The following is a 13711-nucleotide window of genomic DNA, read 5'->3' on the forward strand; positions in this document are numbered from 1 at the left end:
TGTAGCAGCTGCCGAGCCCGCGAGGCTGCGTTCGGCTGCGAAGCAGTCGTGAGTCCAGCTGACGCGGCCTGCCTGACATACCGCGATGACTGATTTTACGACTGCTTCGCAGCCGAACGCAGCCTCGCGGGCTCGGCAGCTGCTACGGATCGCATTACCGCTTGACTGACTGGTATTAGCCTCACCCGCCGTTTTTTTTTCGCCGCGATTAATTCCCTGCCCGGGCCATGCAGCGCTGGTAACGTTCATCGACCCGCTTGGCGAACCACGCGGTGGTGAGTTTGCGAGTGATTTTCGGGCTTTGCAGCACGATCCCCGGTAATACTTCACGGGGCAGCGGCCGGCCCTCGGCCCGTTCGGCCAGTTCGAAAACCCGCCGATAGAGTTTACTGTCTTCGAACGCCAGGGTGTTCCCCTCTTCCAGTTGGTCGCGGATCGTCGGATTGCGCATGTCCAGTTGCTTGCCGAGGGTACGCACGGCAAGTTCCGTGGTGCCGGGCATGATCGAACCGTAGCGCACCAGGTCGCCATCCAGCGCCAACGGGATACCGGAAGCCCGGCTCACCGCGTTTTGGAACGCGGCGTTACGGCTGGCGTACCAACCCGCGTTGAAGTCCGCAAAACGGTACAACGGCTGTGGGTAACTCACCGGATACCCGAGCAGATGCGCGATGCCGAAATACATGCCGCCGCGCCGGGTGAACACTTCATGACGAATCGAGCCCTTCACCGGGTACGGGTAGCCCTTGGCCTGCTGTTCGGCAAAATCAATGCTGACCTGCATCGGCCCGCCGGTATGCACCGGGTTGAAGCCGCCGAACAGCTTCTTGCCCATCGGCACCATGCCAATGAAGTCGTCGAAAACAGCACTCAGTTCCTTTTCACTGCGCGCGGCATTCAGGCGGCTGCTGTAGCTTTTACCGTTGGGCGAATCGAGCATCAACGCACCGCTCACCAGCAGGCCGGGAATGTGCGCCTTGGCGGCGCGGCGGTCGATCTCGTCGCGGGCGATCTTGCCCAGGCCCGGTACGCTCGGGTCAACCTGAAAGGTCGACTCCTGTTCAGTCACCGCCAGCACCGAGCACAGGTTTTGCGTGGTCGGCGAGAGGTCTTGCGTGGTAAACGCCACCTGGATGTCCGTGGCCCAACCCTGAGGATCGGCAGCCTTGGCCGGCAGCAAACGTACAATCTCGGCCTTCACTTCGGCCGGGCTGCGCGCCGCCGGTTCCTGGGTCCGTTGGCTGCCGCAACCGGCCAATATCAGCATTACGGCGACGCTTGTGATCAATCTGATTTGCATGTCGTTCCATCTAATCCGTTTGTCCGGGCCAACCATACGACCAATGGCAGGTCAGCGGCTACGTCCGTGGCAGGCCGACGGTTGCCGCCCTCCCCGACTGGACCATACTTGATTCACACAGCGAGGAGGACAGGTCATGCACCGCAGCGACGTGTTGATCATCGGCGCCGGCCCGACCGGGCTGGTCCTGGCGTTGTGGCTGAGCAAACTGGGCGTGCGCGTGCGGATCGTCGACAAAACGTCCGCCCCCGGCACCACGTCCCGGGCGCTGGCCGTTCAGGCACGGACGCTGGAGTTGTATCGCCAGCTGGGACTGGACGACGCTGTGGTGCAACACGGCCATCAAGTAAAGGCCGGCAACTTCTGGGTCAAGGGTGAGCCCGTGGCACGCCTGCCCCTGTCTCAGATCGGTGAGGGCCTGACCCCCTACTCGTTTCTTGAAATCTTCCCACAAGACGAACACGAACGGCTGCTGATCGAGCGCCTGGAAACCTTCGGCATCACGGTGGAACGCAACACTGAACTGACCAGCTTCGAGCAAACCGCAGACGGCATCACGGCCACGCTGCACTTGCCCGACGGCCAGCAGGAAACCTGCCAGGCCTGTTACCTGGCCGGGTGCGACGGTGCCCGGTCGATTGTGCGCAAGACCCTGGATACCGGGTTTCCCGGCGGGACCTACCAGCAGATTTTCTACGTCGCCGACGTACAGGCCAGCGGCCCGACATTCAACGGCGAACTGCATGTGGATCTCGACGAGGCGGACTTCCTCGCCGTATTCCCACTAGGAGACAGTGGTCGTGCCCGTCTGATCGGCACGGTACGCGACGAGCGCGCCGAACACGCCGAGACCCTGCGCTTCGAAGACGTCAGCAGCCGGGCCATCGAGCACATGAAGGTGAATATCGAGCAACTGAACTGGTTTTCGACCTACCGCGTGCATCATCGGGTGGCGGATCACTTCCGCAAAGAGCGGGCGTTTTTGCTGGGTGATGCTGCCCATGTGCACAGCCCGGCGGGCGGCCAGGGCATGAACACCGGGATTGGCGATGCCATCAACCTGGCATGGAAACTCGCGGCCGTGTTGAGCGGCGGTGCCGAGGCCAGGCTGCTCGACACCTATGAAACCGAGCGCATTGCGTTTGCGCGTAAACTGGTGGCGACCACCGACCGGGTCTTCACCTTCGTCACCGCCGACGGGCCGATTGCCGATTTGCTGCGTACACGCCTGGCCCCGTTCTTGTTACCGAAAATGACCTCGTTCGAAACCTCCCGCCAGTTCCTGTTTCGCACGGTGTCGCAGATCACCCTGAATTATCGTGGTATGCCGCTGAGCACCGGCGTTGCCGGGCACGTGCATGGCGGTGATCGCCTGCCCTGGGCCCATGACGGTGAGGGGGATAATTTCGAGTCTCTCAAGTGCCTGACCTGGCAGGTGCATGTCTATGGCGACACCAGCGACGAGATGATCGCCTGGTGCCACGAGCACCACCTGCCGCTGCACGTATTCGACTGGCGACCGGCGTTCGAAACGGCGGGGTTGGGGCGCAACGGCTTTTATCTGTTGCGGCCCGATACCTACGTGGCGATTGCCGAGACGTGTGCGGACCCGAAAGTGATCGAACGGTATTTCCGTGATCACGGGATCCGACCGTTTTTTGGCACGCCCTGATTCAACACAGATCAAAATGTGGGAGCGGGCTTGCTCGCGAAGGCGTCGGCACTGTCAACATCCATGTGACAGGAATACCGCTTTCGCGAGCAAGCCCGCTCCCACAGGTTATGCGGTGTATCAGCTGGCGATTGGGCTTGGAATCTGCAGCCCGCGCACCACCGCCGGCCGCGCCAGGAAGCGTTCCAGCACCCGTGTGACGTTCGGGAAGTTCTGGATGCCCACCAAATCGCCGGCTTCATAGAAGCCGATCAGGTTGCGCACCCACGGGAAAGTGGCGATGTCGGCAATGGTGTAGCGCTCGCCCATGATCCAGTCGCGCCCTTCGAGCCGGCCGTCCAGCACCTTGAGCAGGCGTTTGCTTTCCTCGACATAGCGGTCACGGGGACGCTTGTCCTCGTAATCCTTGCCGGCGAACTTGTTGAAAAACCCGAGCTGGCCGAACATCGGGCCAATGCCACCCATCTGGAACATCAGCCACTGGATCGTTTCGTAGCGCGCCGCCGACTCCTGGGCCAGCAGTTGCCCGCTCTTGTCGGCCAGGTAGATCAGAATCGCTCCCGATTCGAACAGTGCCAGCGGCTGGTCATCCGGACCGTGGGGATCGAGGATCGCCGGGATCTTGTTGTTGGGGTTGAGGGAAAGAAATTCCGGGGACATCTGGTCGTTGGTGTCGAAGCCTACCCGGTGAGGTTCATACGGCAGGCCGATCTCTTCGAGCATGATCGAGACCTTGACGCCGTTGGGGGTCGGCAAGGAGTACAGCTGAATCCACTCCGGATATTGGGCAGGCCATTTGCGGGTGATGGGGAAGGCGGACAAATCGGTCATGGGCAGGATCCACGAAGACATTGAGAGTGACGATCATAATGGAGATATCGGCTCAGCGATCCCTTGGAGCCATCAATCTCGCTGATAGAGGAGATCAAAAGAGATCACGACGGTTTCACCACCATCAGGTGTAGCCTGTCCATAAATCCGCAACATCCTGTCGATAACCTTCACTGCAATCCGCTGAAGGTTACCGGTACATTGCTGCACTCTTGGCCGGAATCGAACCAAACGGGTTCAGGGGACTCTGAGTACCACCCCTTTGAAAACGGACCGGCTTCAACGACATGGAACACACCCGACGCTGGAAAGTCGTGGTGTAAAGGTTTGTCAGCCTTAACCGAATTGCGCTGAAGAACCTTTTATTCATGAATCTGTTCAATTTTACCAAACGCTTTAAACATCGCGTCTACTTGCTGTTGCCCGTCTTGCTGGCGGTCAGCGCGGTGTTCCTGTTGCTGGAATCCGGCCTGAGTCGCGCCCAACCGATGGATGGCACCCAGACGCTGGTCTTCCTGCGCCACGGGGAAAAACCCGACGGTGGCCTCGGCCAGCTCAATTGCCAGGGGCTGAACCGCGCCATCGACCTGTCCACGCTGCTGCCGGAAAAGTTCGGCAAGGCCGACTATGTGTTTGCGGCGAACCCGACCCGTAACGTCGAGGAAGGCGAGTTCGACAATTCCTACAGCTATATCCGTCCCCTGATGACCATCAGCCCCAGCGCCATCAAGCTGGGCCTGCCGGTGAACATCAATTTCTCCGCCAATGACACCAGCGACCTGGCCGATGAACTGCTTCACGACAAGTATCACAACTCGGTCATCTACACCGCCTGGTCGCACGGCTACCTGCCGGAGCTGATCAACAAGGTGGCCGGCGACGCCACCGGCAAGAAAATGACCATCACCGATGACTGGGAATCCAGCGACTACGACTCGCTGTATGTGCTCACCCTGACCTGGCACAACGGCAAGGCCAAGTTGCAGAGCCATGTGTACAAGCAAGGTCTGGATAATGGTGCTGAAACCTGTCCGACCTGAGGTATGCGTTGTCTGAGCTGGCCCCTTCGCGGGCAAGCCCGCTCCCACACTGGATCTGCGCCGTACACAAAACCTGTGATCACCGAAGATTTACTGTGGGAGCGGGCTTGCCCGCGAAGGGGTCGGCAAAAACACCCTCAACCTTTCCGGCTGCCCCGCTCGCGCAGATACTCGAGCACCGCCCCCCGCTCCCCGGCAAACTCGATCCGAGCGTCTTTCTTCTCCCGCTGAAACGCGTACATCGGATCGTAATACTCGCGCAGCAACCCTTCGATCCAGCCCCGGTGCAGATCCACCGCGCCACTGCGGGACTGCTCGACCAACGCATCCTCCATCAAAACCAGCATGCGTCGATGACGTTCGCCTCCCAGGCGCTTTTGCACATTGTTCAGGCTCGCCAGCAAGCGTTCGGAAAACAACGCAAAGCCCTCCTCGCCATGCACGTCGATGAATTCGGCGCACAGATCCACCACGTAATCGCGCAGGATCCGCTCGACCCGCCCTTCCAGGCTGTCTTCCAGCCACACCATCGGGAACTGCTGCATGCCCTGGTACAGCGGCAACGGCAGCGCACAACTACCCACCGCACGGCTTTCGTCTTCCAGTACGAACTGCTCGATGCCCCGGGCGCGTTTTTTCAGCACGTCGATGGCCAGGCGGTTCTCGAAGTCGATATTCGAGGGTTGGCCCGTGGCGCGCTTGCCGAAACTGGAGCCACGATGGTTGGCATGACCTTCAAGGTCCACGGCGTTACCCAGTTGCGTGAGCACCTCGGTCTTGCCGGTGCCGGTCATCCCGCCCAGCAAGACAAAATCACACTGGGTGACGGCTTGATCGAGGGTGTCCAGCAGGAAGGTGCGCATGGCCTTGTAGCCGCCGCCCACCCGCGGATAGTCGATACCGGCCTCGTCCTTGAGCCATTGCTGGACGATCTGTGAGCGCAGGCCGCCGCGAAAGCAATACAGCAGTCCATCGGGATGCGCCCGGGCAAAATCGGCCCAGGCCTGGATGCGTTCGGCCTTGACCGCGCCCGACACCAGTTGATGCCCCAGCACGACGGCCGCTTGCTGGCCGTGCTGCTTGTAGCAGGTGCCGACCCGCTGGCGTTCATGGTCGTTCATCAACGGCAGGTTGATCACGCCGGGAAACGCGCCCTTGTTGAACTCGACCGGCGCGCGGGCGTCCATCATTGGCCGGTCGTTGAGGAAGATGTCGCGGTAATCAGTGCAGTCGACGAACATCAAAACACCTCGACCGCATTGCTCTGTCGCTCGACCAGTTCACCGATCGGTTCCAGGCTCAGGCCCAGTTCGGCGGCCACCGAAAGGAATTGCTCGTTGCCTTGCGGCGTCACGGCAATCAGCAGGCCACCGCTGGTCTGCGGATCGCAGAGCACGCGTTTATGCAGCTCCTGAAGACGTCCGAGCTTGCTGGCGTAGCTGTCGAAATTGCGCAGAGTCCCGCCCGGTACGCAGCCCTGTTCCAGGTAATACTCCACCCCCGGCAGGCGCGGTACGCGGTCATATTCAATGCGCGCCGTGAGCTGGCTGCCGTCGGCCATTTCCACCAGGTGCCCGAGCAGGCCGAAGCCGGTGACGTCGGTCATCGCGGTCACGCCGTCGAGCTTGCCGAAACGGCTGCCGGGTTTGTTCAGGGTGCACATCCAGTCCCGGGCCAGGCCGATGTCGGCGTTGCGCAATTTGCCCTTTTTTTCGGCGGTCGTAAGGATGCCGATCCCCAGGGGCTTGGTGAGGTAGAGCAGGCAACCGGCGGTGGCGGTGTCGTTGCGCTTCATGTGGCGCTTTTCCACCAGACCGGTGACAGCCAGGCCAAAGATCGGTTCTGGCGCGTCGATAGAGTGCCCGCCTGCCAGCGGGATACCCGCCGCGTCGCACACCGAACGACCGCCGCGTATCACTTCCCGGGCAACTTCCGGCGCCAGCACGTTCACCGGCCAGCCCAGGATCGCAATCGCCATCAACGGATCGCCGCCCATGGCGTAGATGTCGCTGATGGCATTGGTGGCGGCAATTCGGCCGAAATCGAAGGGATCGTCGACGATCGGCATGAAAAAGTCGGTGGTCGAGACCACACCGCGTTCTTCATCGATGGCATACACCGCCGCGTCGTCGCGTGAGGCGTTGCCGACCCAAAGCTTCGGGTCGAGATTCTGCGCCCCGCTGCCGGCCAGGATCACTTCCAGCACCTGGGGGGAAATCTTGCAGCCGCATCCGGCGCCGTGGCTGTATTGGGTCAGGCGAATCGGCTCGCTCATAGGGGTACCTCTTGGAGTCTAGGTAACCAATCGTACAGCAAACGCGCCTTTTTCTTTGCAGGAGATGCGGTGGTGGATACTGCCCCCCTGTGGGAGCGGGCTTGCTCGCGAAGGCGGTGTGTCAGCCAACATGTTTGGCGACTGATACGACGCCTTCGCGAGCAAGCCCGCTCCCACAAGGGGGGTGGGTTATGGCAGCAGTATCACCTTGTCGCCGCTGCCCTGATTCACCTCGGCGTAGCGCTCCAGCCCTTCGGCCAATGGCGACTCGAACAAGCCCTGCGGCAACGGCAACAGGTCCTGATCGAAAAACCGGCCGAACTGCTCGAGCATCGCCGCACAGGCCTGTACCCCGTACAGCAACGAGTTGATCCCCACGACAGAGCCACCCTTGCGATACAACGCCAGGGCCGGCAACTGCACGTGACCGTCCACGGGCGCCGCGATGATCGCGATGCGGCCGAACGCGGCCAGGGCGGGTACCGAGGCCGGCAGCCAGAATCCGGTGGTGTCGAAAATCACATCGGCGCCGCCGGCATAGACGGCGTTGACCTGTGCGCCCAAATCTTCGGGTTTATCCAGTTGCAGGGTCTGGTAGCCCTGATCCTGCAAGTCCTTGACCTGCTCCGGACGCCGCGCGGCCGCCAGCACCCGGGCGCCGCGCACCTTGGCCAGGGCCAGCGCGGCACTGCCGACCGCCCCGCCACCGATGACCAGCAATCGGGTTTCGGCCGTCACAAGGCTGCGTTCCAGTGCATCCCACGCCGTGGTGTACGGCACGCCGAGGCTGGCGGCCTGGGCGAAGCTCAGGTGCGTGGGTTTGAGCGCCACGCCATTGGCCGGTAGCTTGACGAACTGCGCATGGGAACCGTCGGCGAAAAAGCCCAGTTCCCGGCCCGTGCCCCAGACTTCCTGACCGATCAACGCCTGCGGGCCGGCCACGACGACACCGGCAAAATCGCGACCGGGAATCCGCGGCAAGGTGGTGTAGGGAAAACGCCCCAGCACGTTCTTCACATCGCTGGGGTTGAGGCCGGCGGCCTTGATCTCGACCAGCACTTCATCGGCGCCGGGCACGGGCGTAGGCACCTCGACGTAGCGCAGGGCCGAGAGATCACCGGTTTTATCGAATTGCAGAGCTTTCATGGGCATATCCATCGAGTCGAAAAGGGTTCAGGAGATCCAGCCAGCCACCAGCCCCCGCCCCATCGGCCAGAGCTTTTCGCCGGCGAGCATGCCGAGCAGGCCCACCAGCGCGATGGCCGGGGGTGCGGGAGAACGAAAATCCAGGGCGCCGTAGAGCAGACCGACGCCCAGACCGATGGCCACTGACACGAGGTAGTTCATGGCAGACTCCTGGGGCAATTGAGGTATGCGACGAGTCTAGAGGGCGACGCCTTTGTGCATCGGCCAAGTGCTTCTGAATGTCGGCCAAAGCATGGCCTCGGCGAATTCAGTCCTGGGGTTGCGCCGCCGGAAACTGCGAAGGGGCAACCCCCAGTTCACGCCGAAACATGTCGCTGAAGCTGCTCGGCGAGTAGCCCAGCTCCCGGGCAATCGCGCTGACCGGTACGCCCTGGATCAACCCGGCCACTGCCGTCGCCAGTTGCACCTGACGCCGCCACTCGGCGAAGCCCATGCCCAGACCGTCCTTGAACAGCCGCGCCAGGGTGCGCACGCTGGCTCCGGTGTTATCGGCATGTTGTTCGAAAGGAATATCCAGTGAAGGCGCAGCCATGACCGCCTGACACAAATTCATCAATCGCCGGTCGGAATCATCCGGCAGCGGGATTTTCAGCAATGAGCGCCTCGCCCGCTTGAGTTCCAGCAGCGCCAGGCCCACCAGTGCGTCGTAATACTCGGGCGCCCCGTCATTACCCTGCTCCACCAGCCCGACGATCAGCTCGCGCAGCAAGCCGCCGACCTCGATCACCTGAACGCTGTCATCCAGGGTCGCGGCCAGGGACGGCCGCAGGTAGATGTTGCGCATTTGCAGGTCGGACACCACGCGAATCCCGTGGGGCACACCGGGCGGCAACCACACGGCCCGCTGCGGTGGCACCACCAATGCTTCGTGCGGCGTCTCGACCCACATCACCCCGCTCATCGCATACAGCAACTGGCCCCAGGCGTGCTCATGGGGATCGATGTACAACCCCCGCGGATAGGTGCGAGCCAGCGGTTGCACAGGCACATCGGTGTCACTCAGGTCAGGCGGTGCGGCGAGGGCCATGGTCAATGTTCATTGGGGTGCGAGAAGGCTCAATGGTAACGGGACGCTGAACTTGTCGCCAGCAACCGCCACCGTCCGACAATCCGAAGGAATTTTCCTGATGGCGCGCGATCCTTCTATGTACAACAGGGAGGAACCGGGTCTTTATGAACAGTGCAAAATTATTCGTCATCGAGTACACCCTCCATGGCGCTGCGAAATCATTCATCATCCGCCTGGACAAAATGGACAACGCAGAAGCCTGGCATTGGGCGAGCTGTGATGCGGGGGTGGGGCGAATCCCCCGGTTCGGACGCGAGAGGGTGCAAAAGACCAGCAAGCCGATGGCTGAAAAATTCGGTGTGGAAAACGTCAAGTGGCGGCCGGCGAACTAATATCCGGTAACCATCAGGTTCGGGGGAAGGGATATGAGCGCAACACCCGTCAACAGCCCTGCGCAGTTGGACTACGGTCTGGACACGCCGATCGGTCGCATTACCAAAAGCGCCGAGTGCCTGATCGGACTGGAACAGGTCGAAAATGACCCATTCTGCTTCGCCATACGCGTCCCGGCGCCACTACCGGAAGATCTTGAGCACGCCAGGACCCTGGTGCTACGGGTCGAAGGGAGGCGCTTGCAAGGCACCGTGCGCCACAGCGAACACCTGGAAGATGACAGCCTCAGGCTGGAGGTGGAGCCGGATTAGGCTCCACTTTTCATTCGCGGTAGTCAGCCATGAGCGCACTTGCAATCTTTATGGGTGCATTCCTCGCCGTGCTCATGGTGTTTGGCGCAGGCTTCACAGCAGTAATGCTTGCCGTGACGGGCAATCGGATGTTCACCGAGTTTGCAGGAACATTTCGGGCAATCGCAGATACTTTCGCGGTCAATCATGGAGCTGACTCCTCTAACAAGGTCGTCCAGTGCCTGGATACACAGAATAAGTGTAGTGACTGTCGCTCCTGCCGATCACAAATCCCACAGGTTTTGCCTCTGTTCTGTCAGATCCGGAACTGCCCGACCAGGCTGCCCAGGCGCTGACCGAGGTCGGCCAGGCTACGGGAGGTTTGTGCGCCGAGTTGGGTTTCGTCGGCGACGCTGTCCACCGCCACGGCAATCTGATGCACGCTGCGGTTGATCTCTTCGGCCACGGCGGTCTGTTCTTCGGCGGCACTGGCGATTTGTGCGTTCATCGAGTTGATGGTCGCGATCAGCTGAGCCATGGTGTCCAGCGAAGCCCCCGCCTCGTTGGCCTGGGCCGAGGTGCCGTCGCCGGCCTCGCTGGAACGACGCATCGCCTCCACCGCCGACTGGGTACCGGCCTGCAAGCGGTCGATCATGCCCTGGATTTCCTGGGTGCTGATTTGCGTGCGGCTGGCCAGCGCCCGCACTTCATCGGCCACCACCGCAAAGCCGCGCCCGGCCTCGCCGGCGCGGGCGGCTTCGATGGCCGCGTTGAGCGCCAGCAGGTTGGTCTGCTCGGCAATCGAGCGGATCACCCCAAGCACGCTGACAATCGACGACACGTCTTTTTGCAGGCTGTCCAGGGACACGCCGCTGCTGCGGATGTCGTCCACCAGGGCATGGATCTTCTCGATGCTGCCGGCCACCACGCGCTTGGCCGCCTGCCCTTCTTCGTCGGTCTGCTGGGCTGCCACCGCGGCGTTCTGCGCGCTCCTGGCCACTTCCTGGGCCGCCGCAGACATTTCGTTGATGGCCGTGGCCACCTGATCGGTCTCATGGCGCTGACGTTCCATGGCCTGGTCCGAACGGTTGGCCTGGTCGGACACCTGATTCACCAGCCCGGTCAGTTGCGAGGTCATTTCGGTGATCTGCCGCACCAGGCCGTGGATCTTGTCGACAAAGCGGTTGAACGAGCCGGCCAGTTCGCCCAGTTCGTCCTGGCTGGTGATGGTGAGGCGGCGGGTCAGGTCACCCTCCCCAGCAGCGATGTCGTCGAGGTTGGTCTTCATCAAATGCAGCGGACGCAGAATGGTGTTGGCCAGCAACATCCCGGCAGCGGCGATCACCAGCAGCACCACGACCGCCACGCCGACGATACTCAGCACCATGCCTTGCATGCGTTCCTGGACCTTGGCTTCGACCACAGCCACCTGCGCTTCGATGCCGTCGAGATTGACCGAGGTGCCGACCGCCATGTCCCACTTCGGCAGGTATTCGGTGTAGCCGAGCTTGGGCACCAGCACCTGGGTGTTGCCGGGCAATGGCGAGCTGTATTGCAGGTAGTGCGTGCCGTCCCTGGCGACTTTCACCAGGTCGCGGTTGACGTAGACGCCGTTCGGGTCGCGGTTGTCCTTGAAGCTCTGGCCCACGCCGTCGGGGCTGTTGGCCTTGAACAGGCGCACGGTGTTGGAGTCGTAACCGAAGAAGTAGCCGTCCTTGCCATAGGTGATGCTCGACAGCAGCTTGATCACCCGGGCCCGCGCCGCCTCATCGCCGGGGGCGGCCGCGTCGTAGAGCGGTTGGATCATGGTCATGGCCACGGCCACGTAGCTTTGCAAGGTTGCCTTGGCATCGCTGAGAAGGCGCTCGCGGGTCTGCTCGACTTCCTTGCGCGCCTGATCCTGAAGAATGAACAGCGTGGTCAGGCTGATGACCAGCGCAAACAGCAACACCGGGAGGACGGCAAGGGACAGGACTTTGGCCTTGAGGCTCATGCGCATGACGTTCACTCTTTTGATTTTGTTGTCGTGGTTAAAAACTTTAACGGCACGCCGGGTCAAAAGTTGAACGCGGTCGGTCGGACCACTCCAGGTCCCCTGTGGGAGCGGGCTTGCTCGCGAAGAGGGAGTGTCAGTCACTATAAATGTTGTCTGACACACCGCCTTCGCGAGCAAGCCCGCTCCCACAGGGATTTCGGGGTTACAGCACCATCGCCGCCACCCAGCCAAACGCCAGCAGCGGCAGGTTGTAGTGCAGGAAGGTCGGGACCACGGTGTCCCAGATGTGATGGTGCTGGCCATCGATGTTCAGGCCGGAGGTCGGGCCCAGGGTCGAGTCCGAAGCCGGCGAACCGGCATCGCCCAGGGCACCGGCCGTACCGACGATGCACACGATCGCCAACGGGCTGAAGCCCAGTTGCACGCACAGCGGCACGAAAATCGCCGCCAGAATCGGCACGGTGGAGAACGACGAGCCGATGCCCATGGTCACCAGCAACCCCACCAGCAACATCAGCAAGGCACCAATGCCCTTGCTGTGATCGATGTACGACGCCGACGACTCGACCAGCGTCTGCACCTCGCCGGTGGCCTTCATCACTTCGGCAAACCCGGAGGCGGCGATCATGATGAAGCCGATCATCGCCATCATTTTCATGCCTTCGGTGAACAGGTCGTCGGTGTCGCGCCATTTGACGATGCCCGACACCGAGAAGATCAGGAAGCCGACCAGCGCACCGATGATCATCGAATCGAGCAACAACTGAATGATGAACGCCGCCGCGATGGCCACACCGGCCACCATCAGGCTCAGCGGGTTGTATTGCACCGCCACTTGCTCGACCTGTTCGATCTTCGCCAGGTCGTAGACACGCTTCTTGCGGTAGCTGACAAACGCGATCAGCAGGCCCGCCACCATGCCCAGGGCCGGGATGCCCATGGCGTGGGTCACGTTGATGCCGCTGATGTCCACACCGCTGCGGGCGACGTTGGCCAGCAGGATCTCATTGAGGAAGATGTTGCCGAAGCCCACCGGCAGGAACATGTAGGGCGTGATCAGGCCGAAGGTCATGACGCAGGCGATCAGGCGACGGTCCAGTTGCAGCTTGGTCAGCACATAGAGAAGCGGCGGCACCAGCAACGGAATAAATGCGATATGTATCGGCAAGATGTTCTGCGAGGCAATGGCCACGACCCAGAGCAGACCGATCAGCAGCCATTTGACCTGGCCACCGCCATTGGCGTGCTGGCGATCGACCATGGCCAGGGCCTTGTCGGCCAGCGCATGGGCCATGCCGGACTTGGCAATGGCCACGGCGAAAGCGCCGAGCAAGGCGTAGGACAACGCCACCGTCGCCCCGCCGCCGAGGCCGCTATTGAAAGCCTTGAGCGTCGCCTCGATCCCCAGGCCACCGGTCAAGCCACCGACCAGCGCACCGACGATCAGGGCGATCACCACATGCACGCGGGACAGGCTGAGGATCAGCATGATGCCGACCGCGGCAATTACTGCATTCATTGTCATACCTCTGGGCAAGCGAAAATAGTCCGGCCGGCAGTCTGCGAGAGCCGCCAGCGGATAAAAGGAATGGGTTTTATTAGAGGGCGCGCACTTTGAATGAAGCAGCGGCAAGCTGCAAGCCTCAAGCCGCAAGCTTTTGTGTTTCCCGCTTGCAGCTTGCAGCTTGAAGCTCAAGAA

At 61.7% G+C, this 13711-nt stretch carries 14 protein-coding genes; 4 read left to right on the forward strand and 10 right to left on the reverse strand.

Translation table 11 applies throughout. The features are described 5' to 3' along the window. Window positions 1-208: 208 nt before the first annotated feature. Window positions 209-1300, reverse strand: coding sequence for a DUF1615 domain-containing protein (locus AC07W4_RS24300; RefSeq protein WP_495034284.1), 1092 nt, complete (start codon window positions 1298-1300; stop codon window positions 209-211). A 136-nt stretch (window positions 1301-1436) separates the two neighbouring features. Here AC07W4_RS24300 and AC07W4_RS24305 point away from each other — a divergent pair, with 136 nt between their 5' ends. Further along, a complete protein-coding gene (locus AC07W4_RS24305; protein ID WP_495034285.1) occupies window positions 1437-2972 on the forward strand; it encodes an FAD-dependent oxidoreductase in 1536 nt (511 codons plus the stop codon). A gap of 120 nt (window positions 2973-3092) precedes the next feature. Here AC07W4_RS24305 and AC07W4_RS24310 read toward each other — a convergent pair whose 3' ends face one another. Further along, window positions 3093-3803 carry a glutathione S-transferase family protein gene (locus AC07W4_RS24310; protein ID WP_493724717.1) on the reverse strand — a complete coding sequence of 237 codons (711 nt, stop codon included), beginning with the start codon at window positions 3801-3803 and terminating at the stop codon, window positions 3093-3095. 368 nt (window positions 3804-4171) lie between these two features. Between AC07W4_RS24310 and AC07W4_RS24315 the strand changes: the two genes are divergently transcribed. Continuing rightward, window positions 4172-4843 (forward strand): histidine phosphatase family protein, encoded by a 672-nt coding sequence (locus AC07W4_RS24315; RefSeq protein WP_495034286.1) that lies wholly within the window; start codon window positions 4172-4174, stop codon window positions 4841-4843. Window positions 4844-4980: 137 nt separating this feature from the next. Here AC07W4_RS24315 and mnmH read toward each other — a convergent pair whose 3' ends face one another. From mnmH to AC07W4_RS24340, 5 genes are all read right to left on the reverse strand, one after another. Next, window positions 4981-6084, reverse strand: coding sequence for a tRNA 2-selenouridine(34) synthase MnmH (gene mnmH, locus AC07W4_RS24320; RefSeq protein ID WP_495034287.1), 1104 nt, complete (start codon window positions 6082-6084; stop codon window positions 4981-4983). Next, the gene (gene selD / locus AC07W4_RS24325) at window positions 6084-7118 is read right to left on the reverse strand and encodes a selenide, water dikinase SelD (RefSeq protein WP_489385434.1); all 1035 of its coding nucleotides are present in this window, start codon (window positions 7116-7118) and stop codon (window positions 6084-6086) included. Before selD ends, mnmH begins: the two co-directional genes overlap by 1 nt. Before the next feature lie 189 nt (window positions 7119-7307). After that, the gene (locus AC07W4_RS24330) at window positions 7308-8264 is read right to left on the reverse strand and encodes a quinone oxidoreductase family protein (RefSeq protein WP_008049833.1); all 957 of its coding nucleotides are present in this window, start codon (window positions 8262-8264) and stop codon (window positions 7308-7310) included. A gap of 27 nt (window positions 8265-8291) precedes the next feature. After that, window positions 8292-8465 carry a DUF1427 family protein gene (locus tag AC07W4_RS24335; protein ID WP_008049832.1) on the reverse strand — a complete coding sequence of 58 codons (174 nt, stop codon included), beginning with the start codon at window positions 8463-8465 and terminating at the stop codon, window positions 8292-8294. 106 nt (window positions 8466-8571) lie between these two features. Beyond that, complete coding sequence (locus AC07W4_RS24340; protein WP_495034288.1) at window positions 8572-9351, reverse strand: AraC family transcriptional regulator; 780 nt, start codon at window positions 9349-9351, stop codon at window positions 8572-8574. Between the two features lie 146 nt (window positions 9352-9497). On the opposite strand from AC07W4_RS24340, the gene AC07W4_RS24345 reads away from it, so the two are divergent. Then, window positions 9498-9725 (forward strand): DUF6555 family protein, encoded by a 228-nt coding sequence (locus AC07W4_RS24345; RefSeq protein WP_008049830.1) that lies wholly within the window; start codon window positions 9498-9500, stop codon window positions 9723-9725. Window positions 9726-9758: 33 nt separating this feature from the next. Beyond that, complete coding sequence (locus AC07W4_RS24350) at window positions 9759-10037, forward strand: hypothetical protein (protein ID WP_495034289.1); 279 nt, start codon at window positions 9759-9761, stop codon at window positions 10035-10037. A 23-nt stretch (window positions 10038-10060) separates the two neighbouring features. On the opposite strand, the gene AC07W4_RS24355 is transcribed toward AC07W4_RS24350, so the two are convergent. The 3 genes from AC07W4_RS24355 to AC07W4_RS24365 form a co-directional block, all read right to left on the reverse strand. Further along, complete coding sequence (locus AC07W4_RS24355) at window positions 10061-10225, reverse strand: metallothionein (protein ID WP_008049826.1); 165 nt, start codon at window positions 10223-10225, stop codon at window positions 10061-10063. Between the two features lie 107 nt (window positions 10226-10332). After that, on the reverse strand, window positions 10333-12315 hold the full coding sequence (gene ctpM / locus AC07W4_RS24360) for a methyl-accepting chemotaxis protein CtpM (protein ID WP_495034290.1): 1983 nt from the start codon (window positions 12313-12315) through the stop codon (window positions 10333-10335). After that, entirely contained in the window at window positions 12215-13531 is a 1317-nt protein-coding gene (locus AC07W4_RS24365) for a Na+/H+ antiporter family protein (protein ID WP_008049824.1), read from the reverse strand. Before AC07W4_RS24365 ends, ctpM begins: the two co-directional genes overlap by 101 nt. Window positions 13532-13711 lie beyond the last annotated feature (180 nt).

This window comes from Pseudomonas sp. GW821-FHT02A08 (genome assembly GCF_059422045.1).

Coding starts and splice junctions, on each gene's coding strand:
- AC07W4_RS24300 (WP_495034284.1), bottom strand. CDS start 1,300: ATGCAAATCAGATTGATCACAAGCGTCGCCGTAATGCTGATATTGGCC.
- AC07W4_RS24305 (WP_495034285.1), top strand. CDS start 1,437: ATGCACCGCAGCGACGTGTTGATCATCGGCGCCGGCCCGACCGGGCTG.
- AC07W4_RS24310 (WP_493724717.1), bottom strand. CDS start 3,803: ATGACCGATTTGTCCGCCTTCCCCATCACCCGCAAATGGCCTGCCCAA.
- AC07W4_RS24315 (WP_495034286.1), top strand. CDS start 4,172: ATGAATCTGTTCAATTTTACCAAACGCTTTAAACATCGCGTCTACTTG.
- mnmH (WP_495034287.1), bottom strand. CDS start 6,084: ATGTTCGTCGACTGCACTGATTACCGCGACATCTTCCTCAACGACCGG.
- selD (WP_489385434.1), bottom strand. CDS start 7,118: ATGAGCGAGCCGATTCGCCTGACCCAATACAGCCACGGCGCCGGATGC.
- AC07W4_RS24330 (WP_008049833.1), bottom strand. CDS start 8,264: ATGAAAGCTCTGCAATTCGATAAAACCGGTGATCTCTCGGCCCTGCGC.
- AC07W4_RS24335 (WP_008049832.1), bottom strand. CDS start 8,465: ATGAACTACCTCGTGTCAGTGGCCATCGGTCTGGGCGTCGGTCTGCTC.
- AC07W4_RS24340 (WP_495034288.1), bottom strand. CDS start 9,351: ATGGCCCTCGCCGCACCGCCTGACCTGAGTGACACCGATGTGCCTGTG.
- AC07W4_RS24345 (WP_008049830.1), top strand. CDS start 9,498: ATGAACAGTGCAAAATTATTCGTCATCGAGTACACCCTCCATGGCGCT.
- AC07W4_RS24350 (WP_495034289.1), top strand. CDS start 9,759: ATGAGCGCAACACCCGTCAACAGCCCTGCGCAGTTGGACTACGGTCTG.
- AC07W4_RS24355 (WP_008049826.1), bottom strand. CDS start 10,225: ATGATTGACCGCGAAAGTATCTGCGATTGCCCGAAATGTTCCTGCAAA.
- ctpM (WP_495034290.1), bottom strand. CDS start 12,315: ATGGCCAGCACCATCACATCTGGGACACCGTGGTCCCGACCTTCCTGC.
- AC07W4_RS24365 (WP_008049824.1), bottom strand. CDS start 13,531: ATGAATGCAGTAATTGCCGCGGTCGGCATCATGCTGATCCTCAGCCTG.